Source organism: Halomonas sp. DP4Y7-1, assembly GCF_019800705.1.
Taxonomy (GTDB): domain Bacteria; phylum Pseudomonadota; class Gammaproteobacteria; order Pseudomonadales; family Halomonadaceae; genus Halomonas; species Halomonas litopenaei_A.
In genome coordinates this window covers 199929-225152 of sequence record NZ_JAHVKS010000003.1, presented here as the reverse complement: position 1 = coordinate 225152, position 25224 = coordinate 199929, and the positions used below count along the sequence as shown (strand labels likewise).

Here is a 25224-nt window from a genome sequence, read left to right as displayed (position 1 = left end):
TCATATGGAAAATCACCGTCAGTCCCAAGCTTCTCAGTCTTCTGCTTCGACGCCCCAGGGCGAGCCCATCGTCCGCATTGGCAAGTTGAACAAGCACTTTGGCTCCCTGCACGTGCTCAAGAACATCGACCTTGAAGTGGCGCAGGGAGAAGTGGTCGTGATCATCGGCGCCAGTGGCTCCGGCAAGTCGACCTTGATTCGCTGCGTCAATGGCCTGGAAGAATTCCAGCAGGGCGAGCTGCGCGTCGATGGCAACGATCTCAAGCCCCATGGCAAGGCCAGTCGCGCCCTGCAGACGATCCGCACCGAAGTCGGCATGGTCTTCCAGCAATTCAATCTGTTTCCGCACTTAAGCGTCCGTGACAACGTCACTCTGGCGCCGATGAAAGTGCGCAACATGGCGCGAGATGCCGCTGAGGCGACGGCAGAGCGCTTGCTGGACAGGGTCGGGATCAAGGACCAGGCAAGCAAGTATCCGACACAGCTGTCAGGCGGCCAGCAACAGCGCGTCGCTCTGGCCCGAGCACTGGCCATGGAGCCGCGCCTGATGCTCTTCGACGAGCCCACCTCTGCACTCGATCCGGAGATGATCGGTGAGGTCCTGGACGCCATGCGTGAGCTCGCCAAGGAGGGCATGACCATGATGATCGTGACCCATGAGATGGGCTTCGCTCGCGAGGTCGCCGATCGGGTCATCTACATCCACAAGGGTGAAATCGTGGAGCAAGGCAAGCCTGAAGATATCTTCGACAACCCTCAAAATGAGCGTACCCAGAGCTTCTTGTCACGGGTACTCAAGCACTGACAACGCTTCCTGAAGCACTGAAAACGCCCTGTCGAGATATCGACAGGGCGTTTTTTTTGGCTGTGGACAACTTTTTTGCGCATTCGCCGCTAACCCAGTCGTGGCGCCGACTACGAGGTGTCCGCTGAAATGTTCACCGTCACGAGGACAACGCTGCCTGAGCACGGTGGATAACACGTGGACCCTCACGCTTGTGGGCAACCTCGGCTTTCATCCACAGCCTAAGAACATGGCATCAAGAGCTGGTACGCCTCTTGTCCAACAATCGATCAACATTTCAAGCTATTGTAAAAATTAGGGTTTTATAGGTTTTCCACAAATTTTGTCCACACCAGTAGTTACTACCACTACAGAACTTCCTTTCTTATTCTTCTTATTTTTTTATAGGAGAAAAACCAAGTGAGGATCTGGCCGACGAGGGTGTGGAAAACCCTGACGTTTACCCACAGGAGGGTTTATACTGGCGGGCTAATTTTTGCATGACCCATCATTTCCGACGCTGGCGCGCTGCGCCGAACGAGGTGAACCTTGGAGTATCCCGACCGCTTTGACGTCATCGTCATCGGCGGTGGCCATGCTGGAACGGAAGCTGCCCTGGCCTCTGCCCGCATGGGTTGCCAGACCCTGCTGTTGACACACAACATCGAGACCCTTGGTCAAATGTCCTGCAATCCCGCTATTGGCGGGATCGGCAAGAGTCATCTGGTCAAGGAAATCGACGCTCTCGGCGGCGCCATGGGCTTGGCGACGGACCTGGGCGGTATCCAGTTCCGTGTGCTGAATGCACGCAAGGGACCCGCGGTGCGCGCCACTCGTGCTCAGGCCGATCGCGTGCGCTACAAGGCTGCGATTCGCGGAATGCTGGAAAATCAGCCGAATCTGACGCTGTTTCAGCAGGCTGCCGGTGATCTGATCGTCGAACAGGACACGGTACGTGGCGTGGTTACCGAAACCGGTCTGCGTTTCCTGTCAGACACCGTCGTGCTGTGCACCGGAACCTTCCTCGGAGGGGTCATTCACATCGGCTTGGACAACAGCCGCGGTGGCCGCGCTGGCGACCCGCCCTCCAACGCATTGGCAGAACGTCTTCGCGCTCTGCCCTTCCGGGTTGACCGACTCAAGACAGGGACACCACCGCGTATTGATGCCAAGAGCGTTGATTTCGCTCGACTCGAGGAACAGCCGGGAGATGCCCCAACGCCGGTGATGTCCTATCTCGGTTCGCGGGAGATGCATCCTCGTCAGGTCAGTTGCCACATTGCGCACACCAATGAGCGGACCCACGAGATCATCTTCAACAATCTCGATCGCTCGCCGATGTTTTCGGGAGTGATCGAGGGCGTCGGTCCTCGCTACTGCCCATCCATTGAAGACAAGGTCCACCGTTTCGCTGACAAGAACAGCCACCAGGTCTTCATTGAACCCGAAGGACTGGATACGCACGAGCTATACCCAAATGGTATTTCTACCTCGCTGCCCTTCGACGTCCAGCTCCAGGTGGTCCGTTCCATCGAGGGCCTCGAGCGTGCGCACATCACACGCCCGGGCTATGCCATCGAGTATGACTTCTTCGATCCGCGGGATCTGAAGCACTCGCTGGAAACCAAATTTATCCACAACCTGTTTTTTGCCGGCCAGATCAATGGCACCACCGGCTACGAAGAAGCCGGTGCCCAGGGGCTGTTGGCAGGCTTGAACGCCGCCCGTCGGGCGAAATCCCTGGAAGCCTGGTGCCCGAGACGCGATGAAGCGTATCTGGGGGTGCTGGTGGATGACCTGATCACCATGGGCACCAAGGAGCCCTATCGCATGTTCACCTCCCGCGCCGAATACCGGCTGCTGCTGCGGGAAGACAATGCCGATATGCGATTGACCGAACACGGCCGTGAACTGGGACTGGTCGACGACGAGCGCTGGTCCCGTTTCAGCGAGAAGCGCGAGGCGGTAGAGCGGGAAAGTGCACGCTTGAAAGCCACCTGGGTTCAGCCTGGCAGCGATGCGGCGAAGTCGATCGAACGCGTCACCGGCAAACCCCTTGGTCGCGAGTACAGCCTGATGGATCTGCTCAAGCGTCCCGAGCTTGGATATGCCGATGTGGCGGGTGCCAAGGGAGATCCTGTCAGTGACGACACCGTGGCCGAACAGGTTCAGATTCAGGCCAAGTATCAAGGCTATATCGATCGTCAGCAGGACGAGATCGACAAGCTCAAGCGCCACGAATCCATGGCACTGCCGGCGGATCTCGATTATGCCCGCGTTGAAGGGTTGTCCCACGAGATTCGCCAGAAGCTGGCGGAAGCGCGGCCCGAGACCCTGGCTCAGGCCGGACGCATCAGTGGGGTGACCCCTGCTGCGGTGTCGATCCTGCTGATCCATCTCAAGAAGCGTCGGCTGCTGGATGATCAGAAAGTGGTGACAGGATGACAGCGTCCATCGATAGCGCGCTGGAGGGGCGTCTGCGCGCCCGCTTGGTCGAGGGTCTCAAGACCCTCGAGATTGCCGTCAGCCCCGGCCAGGTCGATCATCTGGTCGCCCTGGTCGTCTTGTTGCACAAGTGGAATCGGGCCTATAACCTCACCGCGGTGCGAGACCCCCTGGAGATGGTGTCCCGCCATCTGCTGGACAGCGCTGCCGTGCTGCCCTGGGTCGAGGGGCCGCGGATCCTGGATGTCGGCGCTGGGCCAGGTCTTCCGGGGCTGGTACTGGCAATACTCAGACCTGATCTGGACATCAGTCTGCTCGACAGCAACGGCAAGAAAGTTCGCTTTCAGCGCCAGGCAGTGATGGAGCTGGGGTTGACCCGGGTGACCCCGATCCAGGCCCGAGTGGAGTCCTTTGCGCCGCCAGCGGGCGGTTACGACCAATTGATCTCCCGTGCCTTCGCCAGTCTCGAGGATTTTATCGGCATGACACGCAGCCTGCTGGCGCCTGGCGGTCAGTGGCTGGCCATGAAAGGACCGGCAGTAGATGGCGAGCTTGAGCGGCTGGATGATGATATTCGCGTGTTGTCACGTCATCCGTTGAGGGTGCCGTTCGCCGATGGGGGACGAGAACTGGTTATGCTGGAACCCGACGCCGGGGATCGCTAGGCTCAACCTTGGAACGACCTGTCGGGCCCAATTTGGCTGGCCTGCCACCCGAGAATTTCCACGCAAGGATGACGTCGTGACGAAAATCATCGCCTTGACCAACCAGAAGGGTGGGGTCGGCAAGACCACCTCTGCCGTCAATCTGGCCGCCAGCCTGGCGGCGCTCGACCGCCGGGTGCTGCTGGTCGATCTTGATCCCCAGGGGCACGCCACCATGGGCAGTGGCGTTGATAAGCATAGCCTCGAAGGCAGCGTGCTGGACGTCATCCTGGGCGACAAGCGCCCCGTGGAAGTCATCCTTGACTGCCCAGAGGCGGGCTATGCGCTGCTTCCGGGCAATGGTGATCTGACCGCTGCCGAGGTTGAGCTGCTGGACCGTGGAGAAGGGCGCGAGCGTGCCCTGGGCAAGGCATTGTCCGAGGTGGCAGGCGAGTATGACGTGGTCATGATCGACTGCCCGCCGTCATTGAACATGCTGACCGTCAATGCGTTGACGGCAGCGGACGGGGTACTGATTCCGCTGCAGTGTGAATTCTACGCTCTCGAAGGGCTGTCGGCGCTGCTGGACACGGTCGAACAGATCAAGGACAGCGTGAATCCGGGGCTCGAAATCTATGGCATCCTGCGCACCATGTTCGACGCCCGCAATAGCTTGACGCGAGACGTCAGCAAGCAGCTGCGTGACTACTTCGGTGATGCCCTGCTGAAGACGACGATACCGCGTAACGTGCGGGTTGCCGAAGCGCCCAGTCATGGCCTGCCTGTCACCAAGTATGCGCGCTTTTCAAGGGGTAGCCAGGCCCACCGGGTACTTGCCAAGGAATTGATTCGCCGGTTGTCACTGTAGCCGCGCGGCGGGACGGTCGACTTTTCAAAGCGTGCTGTGATGAGGATGAATCGATGACACGCAAACGCGCCCTGGGACGGGGTTTGGACGCGCTGATCGGGGCGGGCGCCAGACGCCGTGAAAGCCTGGATCTTCCCGAGGTCGACGCTGAATTGATGGAAGCCGAGGATGGCGGCGCCGATGCTGTGGCCCCGGCCATGGCGGAAGAACGACTTGAACGCCTGCCGCTGGGACAGCTCAGCCGAGGAAAGTATCAGCCCAGGCGCGATATTCAGCCTGAGGCGTTGGAGGAGCTAGCCGACTCGATCCGCGCCCAGGGCGTGATGCAGCCTATTGTCGTTCGCCCTATTGGCACCGATCGCTACGAGATCATTGCCGGCGAACGCCGCTGGCGTGCCTCGCAGTTGGCCGAGCTGGATGTGATTCCTGCGGTCATCCGCGACGTCTCCGACGAGGTGGCGCTGGCGCTGGCGCTGATCGAGAACATCCAGCGCGAGAACCTCAACCCGGTCGAAGAAGCGTTGGCGCTCAAGCGCCTGCTCGATGAATTCGAGTTGACCCAGCAGCAGGTGGCCGACGCCGTGGGGCGCTCCCGCGCCCAGGTCACCAACCTGTTGCGCCTGCTGACCCTGGATGGCGAAGTCCAGACCCTGCTCGAGCGCGGCGACCTCGATATGGGGCATGCCCGTGCGCTGCTGTCGCTGCCTGCGGCCAAACAGCGCAAGGCGGCCCACGAAGTGGTCAACAAGGATCTGACCGTGCGTGCCACCGAAGCACTGGTGAAGCAACTGGCCAGCGGCAAGCCAAAGGCGGCCAAGGCAGCTCCACAGCAGGACGTGTCGCGGCTGGAGACGCGCCTGGCGGACCTGCTCGGTGCACCGGTCAAGATCAGTCACGGCAAGGCGGGCAAGGGCAAGGTGACGATCCAGTACTCCAGCCTGGATGAGCTGGATGGCATCCTCGAGCATATTCGCTGAAGAGAGCGGATAGGCGCGGCATAGGTGTGTGCGATTTCGCGCAGTAAACCACTTAGGTCGCTAACAACTTTAGCGACCAGTTCTCCGCATTTGGTCGTAAGCCAGCGCGAAGTGACGACAAATCGTTGCGTCTTTGGTTGAAGCCCCAAGGGGGCTTCCCTATAATCGCGCCGGAGTCTGTCGGTGGTCTGTCGCCGACAACACGATGAATATTGAATGCGCGCAATGCGGCGCGTCGGGAGAATCACTTGGCGGCCAGGATTCAACGACCCCAGGTGCAGCGTCTGCTGATGGTGCAGCTTGCCACCGTTGCGCTGATCAGCGCGGTTGCCGCTGTGACCAGCGGTGTGCCGGGGACATCCTCTGCGGCGCTGGGTGGGCTTGTGGCCTTCCTGCCCAACGTGTTCTTTGCCTGGTGTGTGTTCCGCACGCAAGGGGCGCGTCATTCAAAGATCATCGTCAACAATTTCTATCGTGCGGAAGCCGGCAAGTTCGGTTTGACGGCGGCGCTGTTCACTCTAGTGTTCATCGCAGTGCCTCCCTCAAACCCGACTTTTTTCTTTGGCGCTTATGTGGTGACGCTGTTCGTTCATTGGCTGGGGCCCTGGCTAGTGAAACGACCGTCGCACACCTGACAACGAGGCAGACATGGCAGGCACGAATCCGACCCCTACGGAATATATCCAGCACCACCTGCAGAACCTGACCTTCGGGCTGCATCCCGACAATGGCTGGTCCATCGCGCATTCCGCTCAGGAAGCGTCCGACATGGGCTTCTGGGCCGTTCACCTGGACACGCTGGGCTGGTCCGTGGGCCTGGGCCTGATCTTCCTGTGGCTGTTCAAGAAGGCCGCCAACACGGCGACCACCGGTGTGCCTGGCGCGCTGCAGAACTTTGTCGAGCTGATGGTCGAGTTCGTCGACAACTCGGTCAAGGACACCTTCCACGGCAAGAGCAAGCTGATCGCGCCGCTGGCGCTGACGATCTTCTGCTGGGTGTTCCTGATGAACCTCATGGACCTGGTGCCGGTAGACTTCCTGCCAATGCTGGCGGCCAAGATTGGCGCCATGTTCGGAGCCGATCCTGCCCACGTCTACTTCAAGGTGGTGCCGACCACTGACGTCAATGCCACCCTGGGCATGGCGCTGTCGGTGTTTGGCCTGATCATCTTCTACACCATTCGCACCAAGGGCTTCTCCGGCTTCATTGGCGAGCTGACCCTGCACCCGTTCAACTCACCGAACAAGCTGGTTCAGGCGCTGTTCATCCCGGTCAACTTCCTGCTGGAGTTCGTGACCCTGCTGGCCAAGCCGATTTCCCTGGCCCTGCGACTGTTCGGCAACCTCTACGCCGGTGAGCTGATCTTCATCCTGATCGCCATGATTGGCCTGTGGCAGCTGCCGCTGCACTTCACCTGGGCGGTGTTCCACATTCTGGTCATCACCCTGCAGGCCTTCATCTTCATGATGCTGACCATCGTCTACATGAGCATGGCGGTGGAAAAGCACTGACGGTTTCGCATTACCCCTAACCCTTAACCCTAACCCACTGATAAACCTTAGTTTCAACTAAAAACTGGAGAGACCACCATGGAAGCACAAGTTCTGGGTATGACCGCCATCGCCGTGTCCCTGCTGATCGGCCTGGGTGCCCTCGGTACCGCTATCGGCTTCGGTATCCTCGGCGGCAAGTTCCTGGAAGGCGCTGCACGTCAGCCGGAAATGGTTCCGATGCTGCAGGTCAAGATGTTCATCGTCGCCGGCCTGCTGGACGCCGTGACCATGATCGGTGTGGGTATCGCGCTGTTCTTCACCTTCGCTAACCCGTTTGTCGGTTAATGTCCGACCGCTCGTCATGAGCCGTCGACCCCTTAACCCCAAACCCGTAACGCGAGAGGTGCTGGCGTGAACCTGAACCTTACCCTAGTCGGCCAGGCTATCGCCTTTGCGTTCTTCGTCTGGTTCTGCATGAAGTTTATTTGGCCGCCGGTCATGCAAGCTCTGCAGGAACGCCAGAAGAAGATCGCCGATGGCCTGGATGCTGCCAGCCGTGCGGCGCGGGATCTCGAAGTGGCCGAGAAAGAGGCCGACGAGACTCTGCGCAAGAGCAAGCAAGAGGCGGCCGAGATCCTGGAACAGGCCCAGAAACAGGCCAACCAGAAGCTCGAACAGGCACGCGAAGACGCCCGCCTCGAAGGCGAGCGCATGATTGCCAAGGCCAAGTCTGAAATCGAGCAGGAAGTGGCACGCGCGAAAGAAGATCTGCGCGCACAAGTGTCACGCCTGGCGGTGCTGGGCGCTGAGCGAATTCTGGAGTCCTCCATCGACGAGAAGCAGCACGCTGCCATCGTCGACAAACTCGCCAAAGAGCTCTGAGGAGGTGCCCCATGGCGGAAACGTCAACTATCGCTCGCCCATACGCCAAGGCTGCCTTTGAGCACGCCGTGGCCAAGGACGCGCTCGAGGACTGGTCCGGCATGCTGGCCCGCGTCGCGCAGGTCGTCAGCGATGACGACATGCGCGGCCGAGTGCTCGGCAACCCCAAGCTGTCCAGCGCACAGAAGGCTGATGTTGTCGTCGACGTCTGTGGTGACGCCGTCAATGACGACCTCAAGAACTTCGTTCGTCTGGTCGGCCAAAAGGGTCGCCTGACGGCGCTCGGCGCCATCGCCGAGCAGTTCGAGGTGCTCAAGGCCCAGCAGGAAAAGCGGGTCGAGGTGGAGATTGTCTCTGCCTTTCCGCTGGCCGAAGCCCAGGAACAATCGCTCGCGAGTGCACTGGCCAAGCGTCTGAACCGCGAAATCTCCATTACCACTCAGGTGGACAAGACGCTCCTGGGCGGCGTGATCCTGCGTGCCGGCGACACCGTCATTGACGGTTCGGTACGCGGTCGATTGAACCGCCTCCAGGAAGCCCTTTCCGCCTGAGTCTGAGGGACATGGCATGCAGCAACTGAATCCTTCCGAGATCAGCGACATCATCAAGCAGCGCATTGAGAAGCTTGACGTCGCATCCGAAGCCCGTAATCAGGGTACGATCGTCAGCGTGTCTGACGGTATCGTGCAGATTCACGGCCTCGCCGACGCAATGTTCGGTGAGATGATCGAATTCCCCGGCGGCATCTTCGGGATGACCCTGAACCTCGAGCGCGACAATGTCGGTGCCGTGGTCCTGGGTGATTACCTGCAGCTGGAAGAGGGCATGACTGCCCAGTGCACCGGCCGCATCCTCGAGGTGCCGGTGGGCCCCGAGCTGCGTGGTCGCGTGGTCGACGCCCTCGGTAACCCCATCGACGGCAAGGGCGACCTGGGCACCAAGGAAACCGACGCGGTCGAGAAGGTCGCGCCTGGCGTCATCACTCGTCAGTCCGTTGACGAGCCGATCCAGACCGGTTTCAAGTCCATCGACGCCATGGTGCCGATCGGCCGTGGTCAGCGTGAGCTGATCATCGGTGACCGTCAGATCGGTAAGTCGGCGATCGCCATCGATGCCATCATCAACCAGAAAGGCACTGGTGTTACCTGTGTCTACGTGGCCATCGGTCAGAAGCAGTCGACCATCGCCAACGTGGTGCGCAAGCTCGAAGAGCACGGCGCCATGGAGCACACCATCGTGGTTGCTGCCGGCGCCGCCGACCCGGCCCCGATGCAGTTCCTGGCCGCCTACTCCGGCTGCACCATGGGTGAGTACTTCCGTGACCGCGGCGAAGATGCCCTGATCGTCTATGATGACCTGTCCAAGCAGGCCGTGGCGTACCGCCAGGTGTCTCTGCTGCTGCGTCGTCCGCCGGGCCGTGAAGCCTTCCCTGGTGACGTCTTCTACCTCCACTCTCGCCTGCTCGAGCGTGCCGCTCGCGTGAACGCCGACTATGTCGAGAAGTTCACCAATGGTGAAGTGAAGGGCAAGACGGGCTCGCTGACCGCTCTGCCGATCATCGAGACCCAGGCCGGTGACGTGTCTGCGTTCGTTCCGACTAACGTGATCTCCATCACCGACGGTCAGATCTTCCTCGAGACCGACCTGTTCAACTCGGGTATCCGTCCGGCCATCAACGCTGGTCTGTCGGTATCTCGTGTGGGTGGTTCTGCTCAGACCAAGATCATCAAGAAGCTCGGCGGCAGCGTCCGTCTGGCGTTGGCCCAGTACCGCGAGCTCGCGGCCTTCTCCCAGTTCGCCTCCGACCTGGACGAAGCGACCCGCAAGCAGCTCGAGCACGGTCAGCGCGTCACTGAGCTGATGAAGCAGAAGCAGTACTCGCCGATGTCGGTTGCCGAGATGGCCATCTCTCTGTTTGCCGCCAACGAAGGCTTCCTCGATGACGTCGACGTCAACAAGGTGCTGGACTTCGAGCATGCGCTGCATGAGTACATGAAGTCCGAGCATGGCGCCTTGATCGACAAGATCAACGAGTCCGGCGACTACAACGACGAGATCAAGGACGGCCTGAAGCAAGGTCTCCAGAAGTTCAAGTCTTCTCAGAGCTGGTAAGCGCCCTCTGGCCCGCCTGACGGCGGGCCAGCTGGTCGAACAGGATTCTGAGGGTCACCGAACAAGGGTAGATCGCCATGGCAGTCGGAAAAGAGATTCGCACGCAGATTGCGAGCATCAAGAACACGCAGAAGATCACCAATGCGATGCAGATGGTGGCGGCGTCGAAGATGCGCAAGACCCAGGAACGGATGTCGGCAAGCAAGCCTTATGCCGAACAGATCCGTTACGTGGTGGGTCATCTCGCCCAGGCCAACCCGGAGTACAAGCATCCGTGGATGGAAGAGCGTGAGGCCAAGCGCGTCGGTTACATCGTCGTCTCCAGCGATCGCGGTCTCTGCGGCGGCTTGAACGTCAACCTGTTCAAGGCGACGGTCAAGGATGCCCAGGCATGGCACGAGAAGGGCGCTGAGCTCGACTTCTGTGCCCTTGGCAGCAAGGCCAGCAGCTTCTTCCGCAAGTACGGTGGAAGTCTGGTCGCGGCCAAGAGCGGCCTCGGCGAGTCGCCGAGTCTTGATGATCTGATCGGTAGCGTGAAGGTGATGCTGGATGCCTACGATGCAGGCAATCTGGATCGTCTTTACGTCGTGCACAACGAATTCGTCAACACCATGACCCAGAAGCCGGTCGTCCGTCAGCTGCTTCCGCTGACCGAGGACACCGCCAAGGTCGAGGATGACGACGAGAACAAACGTCCCAACAGTTGGGACTACCTGTATGAGCCGGATGCCAAGGCGCTGCTCGACAGCCTGCTCGTGCGCTACGTGGAAGCGCAGGTGTATCAGGCAGTGGTCGAGAACACAGCGTGCGAGCAGGCGGCACGCATGGTTGCCATGAAGAGCGCGACCGACAACGCGGGCAACCTCATCGATGATCTGGAGCTGGTGTACAACAAGGCCCGTCAGGCGGCCATTACCCAGGAAATCTCCGAGATCGTTGGCGGTGCCGCCGCTGTTTAAAGGTATGCAGGTTTCATTTGCAGGTTTTAGAGAGGAACCAAGATGAGCGGACGTATCGTACAAATCATCGGCGCGGTGATTGACGTAGAGTTTCCGCGGGACGACGTGCCCAAGGTCTACGACGCGCTGAAGGTCTCCGACAAGGAAACCATCCTCGAAGTCCAGCAGCAGCTGGGTGACGGCGTGGTGCGCTGCATCGCCATGGGCTCTACCGAAGGGCTCAAGCGCGGCATGAACACCGAGAACACCGGTGCGGCTATTTCTGTTCCGGTGGGCCAGGAAACCCTGGGCCGGATCATGAACGTGCTGGGCGAGCCGATCGATGAAGCGGGTGACATCGGCGAGCAGGAACGTATGCCGATCCACCGCGGAGCTCCGGGCTATGCGGACCAGGCAGCGACCAACGAACTGCTCGAGACGGGCATCAAGGTCATCGACCTGGTGTGTCCGTTTGCCAAGGGCGGTAAGGTCGGTCTGTTCGGCGGTGCCGGTGTCGGCAAGACCGTCAACATGATGGAACTGATTCGTAACATCGCCACCGAGCACAGCGGTTACTCCGTGTTTGCCGGTGTTGGTGAGCGTACTCGTGAAGGTAACGACTTCTATCACGAGATGCAGGAATCCAACGTTCTCGACAAGGTGGCACTGGTCTATGGCCAGATGAACGAGCCGCCCGGCAACCGTCTGCGCGTCGCGCTGACCGGTCTGACCATCGCCGAGAAGTTCCGTGACGAAGGTCGTGACGTTCTGCTGTTCGTCGACAACATCTATCGTTACACCCTGGCCGGTACTGAAGTATCCGCACTGCTCGGCCGTATGCCGTCTGCGGTGGGTTATCAGCCGACGCTGGCCGAGGAGATGGGCGTTCTGCAGGAGCGTATCACCTCCACCAAGACGGGCTCCATCACCTCCGTCCAGGCCGTCTACGTGCCTGCGGATGACTTGACCGATCCGTCTCCGGCCACCACCTTCTCGCACCTGGATGCCACGGTCGTACTGGCGCGCTCCATCGCCGAGCTGGGTATCTACCCGGCCATCGACCCGCTGGACTCCACCTCTCGCCAGCTCGATCCGCTGGTCGTGGGCGACGAGCACTACAACGTGGCTCGCGGTGTGCAGGGCGTGCTCCAGCGTTACAAGGAGCTCAAGGACATCATCGCCATCCTGGGGATGGACGAGCTGTCCGACGAAGACAAGCAGATCGTGGCACGGGCGCGTAAGATTCAGCGCTTCCTGTCGCAGCCGTTCTTCGTTGCTGAGGTCTTCACCGGCTCCCCGGGCAAGTACGTGTCCCTGAAGGAAACCATTCGTGGCTTCCAGGGCATCCTTGACGGCGAGTACGACGAGCTGCCCGAGCAGGCCTTCTACATGGTCGGCACCATCGACGAGGCCGTCGAGAAAGCCAACCAGATGAAGTAATCCCTCTAACCGGGAGACGTCATCATGACGAAAACCATCCAATGCGAGATCGTCAGTGCCGAAGGCTCGGTCTACTCCGGTAGCGCCGAGCAGGTGGTGGCGGCTGGCATCCTGGGGGATCTTGGTATCCTGGCCGGCCACACGCCGCTGCTGACCGAGTTGGCACCTGGTCCCGTGCGCGTGCTCAACGAAGGCCGCGAGGAGAACTACTACGTCTCCGGCGGTTTTATCGAAGTGCAGCCCGAGAAGGTGATCGTGCTGGCCGATACAGCGGTTCGCGCATCCGATCTGGATGAGGCGTCCGCCGAGGAGGCGCGCAAGCAGGCCCTGAAGGCCATGGAAGACAAGTCTGCGGAAATGGATTACACCCGTGCCGCAGCGGAGCTTTCCGAGGCCATGGCTCAGCTGCGTACCATCCAGCAGCTGCGTCGCAAGGCTGGCAAGAGCTAACCGCTCGCGCCCCGGCAAGCAAGCCCCCGCCCCCCGAGTGGTCTCCACTCGGGGGGCGTTTTTTTGCTGGGTAAGGTGGTCGCCGCCAGGGTGGCTGACGGAGCGGCTGCCGGAGCAGGGCACGAAGGACGACGAGACGGCTTATGCGCAGTCCTTGCTCTTGATCCGTGCCGGTCGATCTGCGTTGCTGGAGCGCTTTTGTCACGAGAGCGTGGCATCATATCGACTTTCGTTTAATGCTCTGGGGCAGCATGCCTCCCGGCAGGTGCTGACAGCATGGCGAGTCCTCCAAGACGGCCGTGTCGCCGATCATGTCACGGCTCATGCCACTGCCCTTGCCACCGAGCACGCTGGTTGAAGCATGTTGCCACGCCCCGGGTCTGCGCATAGGCCGCACGGCATGTCGCAGCGCCACACTCAGGCCTCTTTCTGTCACGCCCAAGGAGACGCCCATGACATTGACTGCTTCCTTGATGCAGCACCAGCAGGCCCTGTTGGCGGCCCTGGCGCAAGGTGACAGTGAGGCGCTGGACGCGCGCTTGCCTCAGATACGGTCGGCCGATCTGGCGGATATCCTCGAGCAGATGCTGGAAGATGAGGCCCAGGTGAATAGCGCCTTGGCGCTGCTCAAGAGCCTGCCCATGGAGCGCCAGGCCAGCGTCTTTGGACACCTGCCGAACGATGCCCAGGATGAAATGGCGGGGCGGGTGGAGGATGCCTGGCTGTCGCGCATCCTCGACAAGATGGGGTCCGATGAGCGAGCCGATCTGTTCAAGGTGCTGGGAGACGACCGCAAGGAGGCACTGCTGCGCCGCATGGCCAGGCGTGAGCGGGAAGCGTTGAAGCGCCTTGCGAGCTACGAAGAGGGCACCGCTGGTGCGCTGATGACCGCGGATTACGTGGCGATCCCGATGGGACTCACGGTCTCTAGAGCCATGATGAGGGTGCGCCAGACCGCCCCCGACGCGGAAACCGTGTATCAGCTGTACGTAGTGGATGAACAGGGGCGTCTGGCAGGCACCATGTCGTTGCGTCAGCTGATGGTGGCAAGGCCCCAGGCGACCATCGATGAACTGATGATACGTGACGTCATCAGCATCAATGTGGATGCCGAGCAGGAGGAGGTCGCGCGGGTGGTGGCACGCTACGACCTGCTGGCCCTGCCGGTGATTGATGGCGACGCGCGGCTGGTGGGTATCGTGACCCACGACGACGCGCTGGATGTGGTCGAGTCCGAGGCCACCGAGGATATCCACAAGGGGATGTCCATCGGCCAGCTGGAGGGTGGGGTTTCGCGAGTGCCGTTGTGGAGCCTCTATCGCAAGCGGGTCACCTGGCTGGTGCTGTTGGTGTTCGGTAACCTGTTTTCTGGCGCTGGTATCGCCCATTTCGAGGACACCATCGCGGCTCAGGTGACCCTGGTGTTTTTTCTGCCGCTGCTGATTGGCAGTGGCGGAAATGCCGGTGCCCAGGCCGCCACCTTGATGGTACGTGGCATGGCGACCGGCGATGTGGGGATCAAGGACTGGGGCAAGCTGCTGGGGCGAGAGTTGCTGGTCGCGGGATCGCTCGGTCTGACCATGGCGCTGGCGGTGGCCCCCATCGGCGTGATGCGTGGCGGTGAGGCGGTTGCCATGGTGGTCGCCATCAGCATGATCTGCATCGTGCTGTTTGGCAGCCTGCTGGGCATGTGCCTGCCGTTTGTGCTGGACCGCCTGGGCTGGGATCCAGCGACGGCCTCTGCTCCGCTGGTGACCACCTTGATCGATGCCTCCGGTGTGGTCATCTATTTCTCGATTGCCGCCCTGATACTGACAGGCTCTTGATGGCCCTCTTGCCGGGAGCTCTGCCCCATCCTCCAGCGTGTGAACGGTGGTGACGCGCCACCAGCACGGTAGGTTGCCGGTGGTTGACCCAGGTGGGGAAAACGCTGCCCGTGGGCTCCGCTTCAAGGCTCTGGGCGGACATACGGCGCGGCGGCGTGTATGCTCTTGCACGCGTTTGCCTGTCACCCTTTCATGCTTACGGGTTATCCGATGGATTGGCTACAGATAGTTGTACTTTCCCTGGTTCAGGGAATTTCAGAGTTCCTCCCCGTTTCCAGCTCCGCTCACTTGATTCTGGTTCCGGTGTTCAGCGATTGGCCCGATCAAGGACTGGCCTTTGATGTCGCTCTGCATCTGGGGAGTCTGGCGGCCGTGCTCATCTACTTTCGCGATGACATCCAGCGCATGATCTTGAGCTGGTGCAGAAGTGTCGCTGGCCGTGGCACCGATCAGGACGGCAAGCTCGCCTGGTGGGTCATCCTTGCCACCATTCCCGTCGGCGTGGCAGGCCTCCTGTTCAAGGACATCATTGAACAGTACGCGCGCTCCCCCATGGTGCTGGCATTCGGCTTGATCGCCTTTGGTCTGTTGCTGGGTCTGGCTGACTGGCGCTTCCGTGGGTCCCGCAGTGAATATCAGCTGAGCTGGAAAGACGCCCTGTGGATCGGCATCGGCCAGGCGCTGGCGCTGATCCCGGGTACCTCGCGTTCCGGCATTACCATTACCGTAGCGCTGTTGCTTGGCATGGGCAGAGAGGCCGCGGCACGCTTTTCCTTTTTGCTGTCGATTCCGGTCATCATCCTGGCTGGCGGGCTGGAAGCCTGTGAGCTGCTGCAGTCCGGTATCGATGTGCACTGGGGAGATCTGGCGATAGGCACCTTGCTGTCCGGCGTCAGCGCCTATCTGTGTATCCACTTCTTTTTGTCATTCATCAAGCGTATCGGCATGCAGCCTTTCGTCGTCTATCGCGTGCTGCTGGGCATCGCGCTGATCTGGCTGTTTGGTTGATGCTCAAGGAGGCCCCCATGATCAGCGCCAAGACTGTGCGACGTTGCTGGCTTTTGCCTGTGCTTGCATCACTGTTGATCGGTTGCAGCGATGAGCCCGACACCACCACGTCGGCGGTGACCCTGGAAGGCGACATCTTTGGCACCTTTTACCAGATCACCGTGGCGGATCCGCTGACCGAACAGCAGCTGGAAGAGATCGAGCAGGGCGTGCTCGACGAGATGCACGATGTCGATGCTTCCATGTCGACCTGGCGGGATGACTCCGAGCTCAGTGCCTTCAATCAGGCTCCGCTGGCTCAGTGGCAGCCGATCTCCGACGAGTTCATGGAGGTCCTGGCCATCAGCCAGTCGGTCAGCCAGCAAAGTCACGGTGCGTTCGATGTGACCGTCGGCAGTCTGGTCAATTTGTGGAGCTTCGGTCCTGAAGCCGAACCCGAACAGATTCCCGATGAGGCGGTGCTGCAGCAGCGCCTGGCCGAAGTTGGCATGGATGCCCTAGAGATTGATACCGACACTGCCCAGGCCAGACGCCTGCGCGACGTCTATGTGGACCTTTCCGGCGTCGCCAAGGGGTTTGCCACGGATGAAGTGGCGGCGTTTCTCGACCGCCAGGGCATTGCCAACTACCTGGTCAACCTGGGCGGCGAGGTCAAGGTGAAAGGCCACCGTGACGGTGGTGATGGCCTATGGCGCATCGGTATCGAGGTACCCGAGAACGGCACTCCCAAGGCACAGCATGTGGTCGGTCTGGACGATATCTCGGTAGCCACCTCAGGCGACTATCGCCATTATTTCGAGGTGGATGGCAAGCGCTATTCCCACACCATCGATCCGCGCACTGGACGGCCGATCACCCATCGCCTGGCGTCGGTCAGCGTGGTGCATCCCTCCAACGCCTGGGCAGATGCCTGGGCCACCGCCATCAGCGTGATGGGCGAGCGGGAGGGCATGCAGGCGGCGATTGCCGCGGAGCTGCCGGTCGTCATGCTGGTACGTCAAGGCGAAGGATGGGAGAGCTGGGTCAGTCCCGCCTTCGTCGAGCGGTTTGGCAGTGATGTCGTCGACAAGCTTGGTCTCAAGGTAGTGTCCCAGGACGACATCCCGCTAGAATAGAAACACTGTTCGCAAGAAGGCGCGACCAGGCGCTGACCAGACTATGCTGTCTCAAGGGCAGCGGTCCCTGCTGGTCAAGGTCATGGCGTTCTGGTCAGCCCGGATCTTTTTCTCTCCTCTACACGACAAGGAGTCACAATGAGCCTCGATGTGGTGATTCTGGCCGCCGGACAAGGCACCCGCATGCGCTCCAGCCTGCCCAAGGTACTGCATACCCTGGCTGGAAAGCCGATGGTGCGTCACGTGGTGGACACTGCGTCGGGACTTGGCGCACAGCGTACCCACGTGGTCATCGGACACGGCGGTGAGAGGGTGCGCGAGGCGCTGGCCGATACAGGAGTGCGATTCGCCCATCAGGCGGAACAGAAAGGGACCGGACATGCCGTGGCCCAGGCGCTGGGACAACTGGGAGATGGCAAGGTCCTGGTGCTGTATGGCGATGTGCCGCTGATTCGTCGCGATACGCTGACGTCATTGCTCACCCAGGTGAATGATCACAGCATGGGCCTTTTGACGGTCACTCTGGAAGATCCCAGCGGCTACGGACGCATCGTCCGCGATGAGCAGGACAATGTCGTGGCCATCGTCGAGCAGAAGGATGCCAACGACGAGCAACTTGCGATCCGTGAGTGCAACACCGGCATCATGGCCATGACCAGTGCGCAGTTGAAGCGCTGGCTGCCCGAGCTGTCCTCCGACAATGCACAGGGTGAGTACTACCTCACCGATGTGATTGCCATGGCGGCTGCCGAGGGTGTCCGCGTTGCTACCGCTCAGCCGTCGCGTCCGATCGAGGTGGAAGGCGTCAACAACCGGTCTCAGATGGCCCGGCTCGAGCGTGCCCACCAGCACAGCATCGCCGAGTCATTGATGGCCAGTGGTGTGGCCCTGGCCGACCCTGCACGACTCGATGTGCGTGGGCGTCTGAGCTGCGGTCACGATGTCTTTATCGACGTAGGCTGTGTGTTCGAAGGCGAGGTTGAGCTGGGCGAAGGCGTGCGGATTGGACCCTACACGGTGATTCGTAACAGTCACATTGGTGCCGAAAGCGTGATTGAGGCGCATAGCATCATTGACGGCGCCGTATTGGCGGGACTCAATCAGGTCGGCCCCTTCGCCCGGCTGCGTCCTGGCTCGCGACTGGCGGTCAAGGCCAAGGTGGGCAACTTCGTCGAGACCAAGAATGCCGAGGTCGGAGAAGGCAGCAAGATCAACCACTTGAGTTATGTGGGCGACGCTCGCCTGGGCCGTGAGGTGAATATCGGTGCAGGTACCATTACCTGCAACTATGACGGTGCCAACAAGCATCGTACCGAGATCGGCGATGCCGCCTTTATCGGTTCCAATTCAGCGCTGGTGGCGCCGGTCAGTGTCGGTGAGGGGGCGACGGTAGGCGCTGGTTCGACCATCAGCCGAGACGTGGCCGATCACAGCCTGGCGGTGACCAGGGCACGCCAGATTGCCAAGGCCAACTGGCCGCGGCCGTCCAAGGACGATGAGTGAGGGTGTCCGTGCCCTGATGCGTAGCTGCTGTAAATCATGATGTTTTTCAAGGAGTGACCCCTATGTGTGGCATCGTCGCCGCGGTTGCCCAGCGCAACGTACAGAATATCTTGCTCGAGGGACTCAAGCGCCTCGAGTATCGCGGCTACGATAGCGCCGGAATGGCGGTGCGAAGCCCCATGGGTAGCCTCGATCGTCAACGTGCCGTGGGCAAGGTAGCGGCCCTGGAAGAACGCCTGCAGGCGACGGGCTTGCCCGGTCACAGTGGCATCGCCCACACCCGCTGGGCGACCCACGGCCGTCCCAGCGAGCCCAACGCACATCCTCACCAGTCCCGGGACCGCCTGGCGGTGGTGCATAACGGCATCATCGAGAACCATGAGTCGCTGCGCCAAGAGCTCAGCGATCAGGGCTATCAGTTCGAATCCGAGACTGACACCGAAGTCATCGCCCATCTGCTGGAGCGCGAGTCGCGCCGCGACGGCAATCTCTTGAGTGCGTTTCAGCGGGTTGTCGCCGGGCTGGATGGTGCTTACGCGCTGGCGGTCATGGCGGTGGATGAGCCGGGGGTCGTGGTGGGAGCACGCAAGGGTAGCCCTCTGGTGGTGGGGGTCGGTATCGACGAGGCGTTCCTGGCCTCTGATCCGCTGGCGCTGTTGCCAGTCACCGATCGCTTCATCTATCTGCTCGAGGGAGATGTGGTCAGGCTGTCGGGTGATGGTCAGATTGAGCTGTTTGATGCCGACGGCGTTGCGGTTCAGCGTGAGATCCACACCTTCGAGCACGGTGATGGAGCGGCCAGCAAGGGCGCCTACCGTCACTTCATGCTCAAGGAGATTCACGAGCAGCCGGAGGTGATCGCCGCCGCTCTGGAAGGGCGTCTGGGGGATCGCAGCGTGCTGGTGGAAAGTTTCGGTCCCGATGCCGAGCGCCTGTTCAAGGACGTTCGCCAGATTCACATCGTGGCCTGTGGTACCAGCTACCATGCGGGAATGGTGGCGCGGTACTGGCTGGAGCGCTACACCAATGTGCCCGTGCAGGTGGAGGTGGCGTCCGAGTATCGCTACCGTCAGGTAGTGGTTCCCCAAGGTACCCTGTTCGTGACGCTCTCCCAGTCGGGGGAGACGGCGGATACCCTGGCCGCCATGCGCTTTGCCATGCAGCAGCAGAACTACCTGGGTAGCCTGGGGATCTGTAACGTGCCGGGGAGTTCGCTGGTACGCGAGGCCGACCTGACCCTGATGACCCAGGCGGGTCCCGAGATCGGCGTGGCCTCTACCAAGGCCTTCACCACCCAGCTGACGGCGCTGATGCTGTTTGCGCTGGCGCTGGGACGGGTGCGTGGCATGGACGAGAGCGAACAGGCCGAGATCGTCGATGCCCTGCGTTCGCTGCCCACCCTGTGCAGCCAGGTACTGGGTCTCGACCGGGACATCGAGGCCATGTCCATGGCCTTTGCCGAAAAGCACCATGCGCTGTTCCTGGGCCGTGGTGCCCACTTTCCCATCGCCCAGGAAGGTGCGCTCAAGCTCAAGGAAATCTCCTACATTCACGCCGAGGCCTATCCGGCGGGCGAGCTCAAGCATGGCCCGTTGGCACTGGTGGACAGCGACATGCCGGTGATCTCGGTAGCCCCCAATGACGAGCTGCTCGACAAGCTCAAGTCCAACTTGCAGGAAGTCAGGGCAAGGGGCGGAGAGCTGTACGTCTTCGCTGACGAGAACGTGGGTCTGCATGAAAGTGACGGTATCCGCGTCCTGCACCTGCCCCATGTGCATGATGCCTTGGCGCCGATCCTCTACACCCTGCCACTGCAGCTGCTGTCCTACCACGTGGCGGTACTCAAGGGCACCGATGTGGATCAGCCCCGCAACCTGGCCAAGTCGGTGACCGTGGAATAGCCACGGGGCCTGCGGTAAGCCACAAGAGTGGTTCTCTACCATAGACAAGCGACGGCGCCGAACACCCAGTGTTCGGCGCCGTCGCTTCGAGAGGCCGTTAACGTTTCGCATCCACTGCACAACACTCTTCGATATGTGTGCAATGGCGTGCATTGCGAACTGCTGCGGTGCAGAAAATGTGTCTTTGACGTAAGGCTAGTTCCCTGAAAATAGGGATAAAATCCTCTCTAGTGTGCCAATAGATGCCATTATGTGCTTAGCCTTATTGAGCACATAATCAAACACCATGGATGCATCTTCGTTCCTATAGTCGCTTATCAAGCGCTTGTGATGTTGGCCGGTAGCGGTGAAGCCAATCTCCTGAGCCTATAACGATAACGACCGAGGACTGGCGATGATCAGACGATGCTCCAGCGGCCCCTTACGCTCCCCTGTCATGCTCTCTCCTGTGGTGCTCTCGGCTGCCATGCTGACCGGCGTTCCTGTGCTCGCCATGGTGCCTATGAAGGCCGTTGCCCAGACCACCATGCAGGAACTCAACGAGCTAAAGGCCCAGATCGAACTGCTGAAACAGCAGCAACAGGCGGCGATGGCGCTGGTCGAGCAGCAGCAGGCCCAGATCGACAGCCTGATCAGCCAACAGACCCATATGCAGCATGAGGTGGCCGAGGTCAGCGACAGCGTGGTCAGGCGCACCGACGACGGCGACTTTCTGGTGGGCGAGACGACGGTGGCCATCGGTGGTTATATCAAGGCCCAGGCGGCTTTCTCCGACAACGGTCTGAGCGACGGCAAGGCCAACGAGACGGTGACGGCTGGGCTGTTGCGTGCCACCGATGATGACAAGGACAATCGGGTCAGCCTCAGTGCACGTGAAACGCGCTTCAATATCGGCACCTCCACGCCGGTTGGGGGCGATACCATGAACACCTTCATCGAGATGGACTTCTACGGTGCCGACGATGAAGCCAACGAATTTGTGTCCAACTCCTACGCCCCCAGATTGCGGCACGCTTACTTGAGCTGGGGAAACTGGCTGGCCGGCCAGACCTGGTCGACCTTCATGGACGTGAAGGGACTCGGGGAGCTGGACGCCTTCAGTACCCATACGGGCTCCATCTTTGTGCGACAGCCTCAGCTCCGTTACACCTACCCGCTGGACTGGGGAAATCTGCAGTTCGCGGTGGAGAACCCTGAGGATGGCGACGACGACCAGGACACCCCGGATATGGTGGCCCGAGTCAACGTGGATCAGGACTGGGGACATGTCTCTGCTGCCACCGTCGTCCGACGCTTCAGCCTGGACGATGCCGAGGATGACGACAGTCGCTGGGGGGCCGGTTACAGCCTGACCGGGCGTTTCCCGGTGTTCGAAAAAGATGACCTTATGCTCCAGGCCAACTACGGCAACCTGGGGCGTTACATGGCCCTGGGTGCCTATCCCAACGCCAAGGTCGAGGATGGACAGCTCAAGATGGTCGAGTCCTGGGGGGCGTCCGCCATCTATCGGCACTACTGGACCGACACCTTGCGCTCAAGCGTTGCCTACTCGGCCACGGAACTCGACAGCCATGGCAGCGGCAATGATACGGACAGCTACGACAGCGTTTTTCTCAACCTGATGTGGTCTCCCTTCGCCAATACCACTCTGTCAGCGGAGTACCAGCGTTACGACCTGGATGAGGTCGACGGGGACACCTTCGATCTAGACCGCGTGCAGCTCTCTGCCAAGTACGACTTCTAGGCAAGGTTCCACCCTCGATGGCGCACCACGATGTACCCAACGGAGACCAGGGGGGCATGCCACCGTGAGAGAGGTGTCATGAAGAGCCGTCATCGCGGATGGCGTCCGGTCTCGGTAGATAAGGGAGCTCGCGCTGTCGCCGGACGATAATAGGTTGGGGTGGTATCCTGTCGCCCCTGATGGCTCGGCGAGAGCAAGACCTTGTGTGAATCTCCACCTGAACGCCCGCTGCATATCGGCTTGCCCATGTGGGCGAATCCCGACTGGCGAGGCGGGCTTTACGCCCCTCATGCTGGTCGCGACGGATGGTTGTCAGACTACGCCGAAGTATTCAATGCGGTGGAGGGCAACACGACCTTCTACAGCGGTGCGCCTAGGCCTGACACCGTAGATGCCTGGTCGCGACAGGCGCCTGCGGGCTTTCGTTTCTGCTTCAAGCTGCCCCAGCGACTGACCCACGGCAAGCGACTGGGGCAGGTGGGGCAAGAGGTGGAGGCATTCCTGGAGGCGCTGGCGCCTCTTCGGGACAGGCTTGGGCCCGTCATGATCCAGCTACCGCGAGACTTCGGTCCGGACGAAATCCCGGCACTGGCGCAGACGCTCGAGGACTGGCCGTCCGACTACCCCTGCGCGGTTGAGCTGCGACACAATGAGTTTTTCCACAAGGGGACCGCTGAGCGGGATATCAACGCGCTGTTGATAAGTCATGGCGTCGATCGCGTCATGCTCGACGTGCGGCCGCTGTTTTCAGGCCCACCGATGGACCATCCCGGGCTCCTCCAGGCAAGGCGCGAAAAGCCAAGACGCCCACTACATGTGCTCTCCACAGCAAATTTTCCTGTCATTCGTTACATCGGGCATCTTGACAAGGACGTTAATGAGCACTATTTCGCGCCCTGGGTACGGCAGCTATGCCTGTGGATAAAACAGGGGAAAACCCCTTTCCTGTTTGTGCATACCGCTGACAATCGTCAGGCCCCAGAACTGGCTAGAGCGCTCTACGCCAGAATCGCAAGGGAAATGGGGTGGCCAGAACTCTGCGCTTTCCCCGGAGATCGACAGAATCTGCTGCTTTGACCAATGTTGGCTGGCGTTTGTTGGTGTCATACGCTAGTTTGGTCGGCTGTTCGTCACTTGCCATGGGCCAGTGCGGCCGTCGCCTTACCTCGGACGACGACCCACCTGAACCCAACGGTCTCGACCAGCGCCCAACCGGCGTTGGGGAAGAGTGTTGTGCCGGCAGTGATCCTGCTGACATCCGTCAGACCCCTTGATTATCGGTAGTACCGTGACCCGGGCTATCGAGGACGTGGCGACTACAAACACAACGCCGTCATTGCATCCGATCGATCAATGACGACACGTATCCTCAGGGTGATTTATGTCCAAGACTACACATGCGCAGTGGTCATCGCGCCTGTCCTTCATTCTTGCTGCTACCGGCTCGGCCGTTGGTCTCGGTAACATCTGGAAGTTTCCTTACATGGTGGGCGAGAGTGGCGGTGCCGCCTTCGTTCTTGTCTACCTTCTGTGTATTGGCCTGATTGGCCTGCCTATTCTGGTGACCGAGTGGATGATCGGTCGGCGAGGGCAAAGCAACCCGGTCAATGCCATGGCCAGCGTGGCCAAGCAGGCCGGTCAGCCCAAGATCTGGGCGTTGGTGGGTATTTCCGGTGTGATCGGTGCCTTCCTTATCCTGTCGTTCTACAGCGTGATCGGCGGTTGGTCCCTGTACTACACCCTGGGTAGCGTCACCGGCGACTTCAGCGGTCAGGATGCCGACGGCATCGGCGCCCTGTTCGGTGGCATGCTGGCGAGTCCTGGTCTGCTGCTGCTGTGGCACTCCATCTTCATGTTGCTGGTGATCGGCATCGTGGCGCGGGGCGTCACCAAGGGCCTGGAAGGTGCGGTCAATGTACTGATGCCCGCGCTGGCGCTGCTGCTGGTCGTGCTGGTGGGTTATGGCATGACCACTGGCCACTTTGGCGAAGCGCTCAACTACCTGTTCAATCCGGATTGGTCAGCGCTGAACGGCGAAGTGGTGCTGGCAGCTCTGGGACATGCCTTCTTCACGCTGTCTCTGGGCATGGGCATCATGATTGCCTATGGCTCTTACCTGGGTGAAAAGGTGGATCTGATCAAGACCGCTCGCACCGTCGTTATCATGGATACCGTGATCGCACTGGGCGCGGGCCTTGCCATCTTCCCCATCGTGTTCGCCAATGAGCTTGACCTTGCCTCTGGTCCCAGCCTGATCTTCGTTACCTTGCCTCTGGCCTTCGGTAACATGGGTGGCGGCTTGATTCTTGGCCTGATGTTCTTCCTGCTGTTGACCTTTGCTGCCCTGACATCGGCCATTTCGCTGCTGGAGCCGGTGGTGGAATTCGTGGAAGAGCGTACGCCCCTGTCGCGTTCGGCCTCGACCGTCGTTGCCGGTATCGGTGCCTGGGCGCTGGGCATTGCTGCGCTGTTGTCGTTCAACCTGTGGAGCGAGCCGGTACTGTTTGGCCTTGGCGTTTTCGATCTGCTCGATAAGCTGACCAGCAAGTTCATGCTGCCGTTGACCGGTCTCGGCGCCATTGTGTTCGCTGGCTGGTTCCTCAGCCGCGAGGGTGTCGCAGAAGATCTGGGCCTGTCCGGCGGCAAGGAAATGGTGTGGGTGGCTCTCACCCGTGTTGTCGCGCCCATCGGCGTTATCGTGGTGTTTATCTCGAGCCTGTAAGCCGCTCGTCAGATCGGCGTCGCTGTGGCGTCGATCGACTCTGTGCTTTCAAGACCCGGCCTTGTGCCGGGTCTTGGCGTTTTCGCCGATCTCTTTCGATGGCCTGCCGTGCATTGTGGGGCTGAAGACACATCGCAAGCGCATCGAGCCGCGTTTAGCTAGGGCTGGTTAATCTGGGCTCGAGCTGGGCAGGGTTCGTCGTAAGTAGGGGGGAGAGGCTGCCACGCCCATTTTTTAGGGCGGAGCCGATCACCTGCCCTCGTGGCGGGGCAAGATGGGGAATGGCATGTCCAGAGAGGACGTTGCCATTCATTGTCGTCAGGCAGGAACGTCGGTGGTGGCAGGCCTGCCTGATCTGATGGGGCTGTCTA

At 60.7% G+C, this 25224-nt stretch carries 22 protein-coding genes; all 22 read left to right on the top strand.

The annotated features are described in order from the left end of the window. The first annotated feature begins 4 nt into the window (after window positions 1-4). Window positions 5-805, top strand: coding sequence for an amino acid ABC transporter ATP-binding protein (locus KUV72_RS07420; protein WP_261317389.1), 801 nt, complete (start codon window positions 5-7; stop codon window positions 803-805). Window positions 806-1333: 528 nt separating this feature from the next. After that, complete coding sequence (gene mnmG, locus KUV72_RS07415) at window positions 1334-3229, top strand: tRNA uridine-5-carboxymethylaminomethyl(34) synthesis enzyme MnmG (RefSeq protein WP_222237901.1); 1896 nt, start codon at window positions 1334-1336, stop codon at window positions 3227-3229. Beyond that, a complete protein-coding gene (rsmG, locus tag KUV72_RS07410) occupies window positions 3226-3894 on the top strand; it encodes a 16S rRNA (guanine(527)-N(7))-methyltransferase RsmG (protein WP_206942069.1) in 669 nt (222 codons plus the stop codon). Before mnmG ends, rsmG begins: the two co-directional genes overlap by 4 nt. Window positions 3895-3970: 76 nt before the next feature. After that, window positions 3971-4741: a ParA family protein gene (locus KUV72_RS07405; protein WP_206942068.1), complete on the top strand. Its 771-nt coding sequence runs from the start codon at window positions 3971-3973 to the stop codon at window positions 4739-4741. A gap of 53 nt (window positions 4742-4794) precedes the next feature. Next, the gene (locus KUV72_RS07400) at window positions 4795-5718 is read left to right on the top strand and encodes a ParB/RepB/Spo0J family partition protein (RefSeq protein WP_206942067.1); all 924 of its coding nucleotides are present in this window, start codon (window positions 4795-4797) and stop codon (window positions 5716-5718) included. 248 nt (window positions 5719-5966) lie between these two features. Beyond that, the gene (locus KUV72_RS07395) at window positions 5967-6353 is read left to right on the top strand and encodes a F0F1 ATP synthase subunit I (RefSeq protein ID WP_206942066.1); all 387 of its coding nucleotides are present in this window, start codon (window positions 5967-5969) and stop codon (window positions 6351-6353) included. A 13-nt stretch (window positions 6354-6366) separates the two neighbouring features. Next, window positions 6367-7230, top strand: coding sequence for a F0F1 ATP synthase subunit A (gene atpB / locus KUV72_RS07390; RefSeq protein ID WP_206942065.1), 864 nt, complete (start codon window positions 6367-6369; stop codon window positions 7228-7230). A 78-nt stretch (window positions 7231-7308) separates the two neighbouring features. Beyond that, window positions 7309-7557, top strand: a complete 249-nt coding sequence (gene atpE / locus KUV72_RS07385) for a F0F1 ATP synthase subunit C (protein ID WP_045992712.1) — start codon at window positions 7309-7311, stop codon at window positions 7555-7557. Between the two features lie 66 nt (window positions 7558-7623). Then, window positions 7624-8094, top strand: coding sequence for a F0F1 ATP synthase subunit B (locus KUV72_RS07380; RefSeq protein ID WP_045992711.1), 471 nt, complete (start codon window positions 7624-7626; stop codon window positions 8092-8094). Window positions 8095-8105: 11 nt separating this feature from the next. Further along, window positions 8106-8645 (top strand): F0F1 ATP synthase subunit delta, encoded by a 540-nt coding sequence (locus tag KUV72_RS07375; protein ID WP_206942064.1) that lies wholly within the window; start codon window positions 8106-8108, stop codon window positions 8643-8645. Between the two features lie 16 nt (window positions 8646-8661). Then, window positions 8662-10206, top strand: a complete 1545-nt coding sequence (atpA, locus tag KUV72_RS07370) for a F0F1 ATP synthase subunit alpha (protein ID WP_206942062.1) — start codon at window positions 8662-8664, stop codon at window positions 10204-10206. Window positions 10207-10283: 77 nt separating this feature from the next. Then, window positions 10284-11165 (top strand): F0F1 ATP synthase subunit gamma, encoded by an 882-nt coding sequence (atpG, locus tag KUV72_RS07365; RefSeq protein WP_206942061.1) that lies wholly within the window; start codon window positions 10284-10286, stop codon window positions 11163-11165. Between the two features lie 42 nt (window positions 11166-11207). Beyond that, a complete protein-coding gene (gene atpD, locus KUV72_RS07360) occupies window positions 11208-12584 on the top strand; it encodes a F0F1 ATP synthase subunit beta (RefSeq protein ID WP_206942060.1) in 1377 nt (458 codons plus the stop codon). Between the two features lie 24 nt (window positions 12585-12608). Next, window positions 12609-13034 carry a F0F1 ATP synthase subunit epsilon gene (locus KUV72_RS07355; protein WP_206942059.1) on the top strand — a complete coding sequence of 142 codons (426 nt, stop codon included), beginning with the start codon at window positions 12609-12611 and terminating at the stop codon, window positions 13032-13034. Window positions 13035-13486: 452 nt separating this feature from the next. Then, entirely contained in the window at window positions 13487-14860 is a 1374-nt protein-coding gene (gene mgtE, locus KUV72_RS07350; protein ID WP_222237900.1) for a magnesium transporter, read from the top strand. Window positions 14861-15070: 210 nt separating this feature from the next. Beyond that, entirely contained in the window at window positions 15071-15868 is a 798-nt protein-coding gene (locus KUV72_RS07345; protein WP_206942057.1) for an undecaprenyl-diphosphate phosphatase, read from the top strand. A gap of 17 nt (window positions 15869-15885) precedes the next feature. Next, window positions 15886-16983: an FAD:protein FMN transferase gene (locus KUV72_RS07340; protein ID WP_206942056.1), complete on the top strand. Its 1098-nt coding sequence runs from the start codon at window positions 15886-15888 to the stop codon at window positions 16981-16983. A gap of 138 nt (window positions 16984-17121) precedes the next feature. Further along, the gene (glmU, locus tag KUV72_RS07335) at window positions 17122-18486 is read left to right on the top strand and encodes a bifunctional UDP-N-acetylglucosamine diphosphorylase/glucosamine-1-phosphate N-acetyltransferase GlmU (RefSeq protein ID WP_222237899.1); all 1365 of its coding nucleotides are present in this window, start codon (window positions 17122-17124) and stop codon (window positions 18484-18486) included. Window positions 18487-18548: 62 nt separating this feature from the next. Next, window positions 18549-20387 (top strand): glutamine--fructose-6-phosphate transaminase (isomerizing), encoded by a 1839-nt coding sequence (glmS, locus tag KUV72_RS07330; protein WP_222237898.1) that lies wholly within the window; start codon window positions 18549-18551, stop codon window positions 20385-20387. Window positions 20388-20781: 394 nt separating this feature from the next. After that, window positions 20782-22131 (top strand): DcaP family trimeric outer membrane transporter, encoded by a 1350-nt coding sequence (locus KUV72_RS07325; RefSeq protein ID WP_206942052.1) that lies wholly within the window; start codon window positions 20782-20784, stop codon window positions 22129-22131. Between the two features lie 246 nt (window positions 22132-22377). Then, window positions 22378-23208, top strand: coding sequence for a DUF72 domain-containing protein (locus KUV72_RS07320; RefSeq protein WP_222238050.1), 831 nt, complete (start codon window positions 22378-22380; stop codon window positions 23206-23208). A 304-nt stretch (window positions 23209-23512) separates the two neighbouring features. After that, entirely contained in the window at window positions 23513-24853 is a 1341-nt protein-coding gene (locus KUV72_RS07315) for a sodium-dependent transporter (RefSeq protein ID WP_206942050.1), read from the top strand. Window positions 24854-25224: the final 371 nt, after the last annotated feature.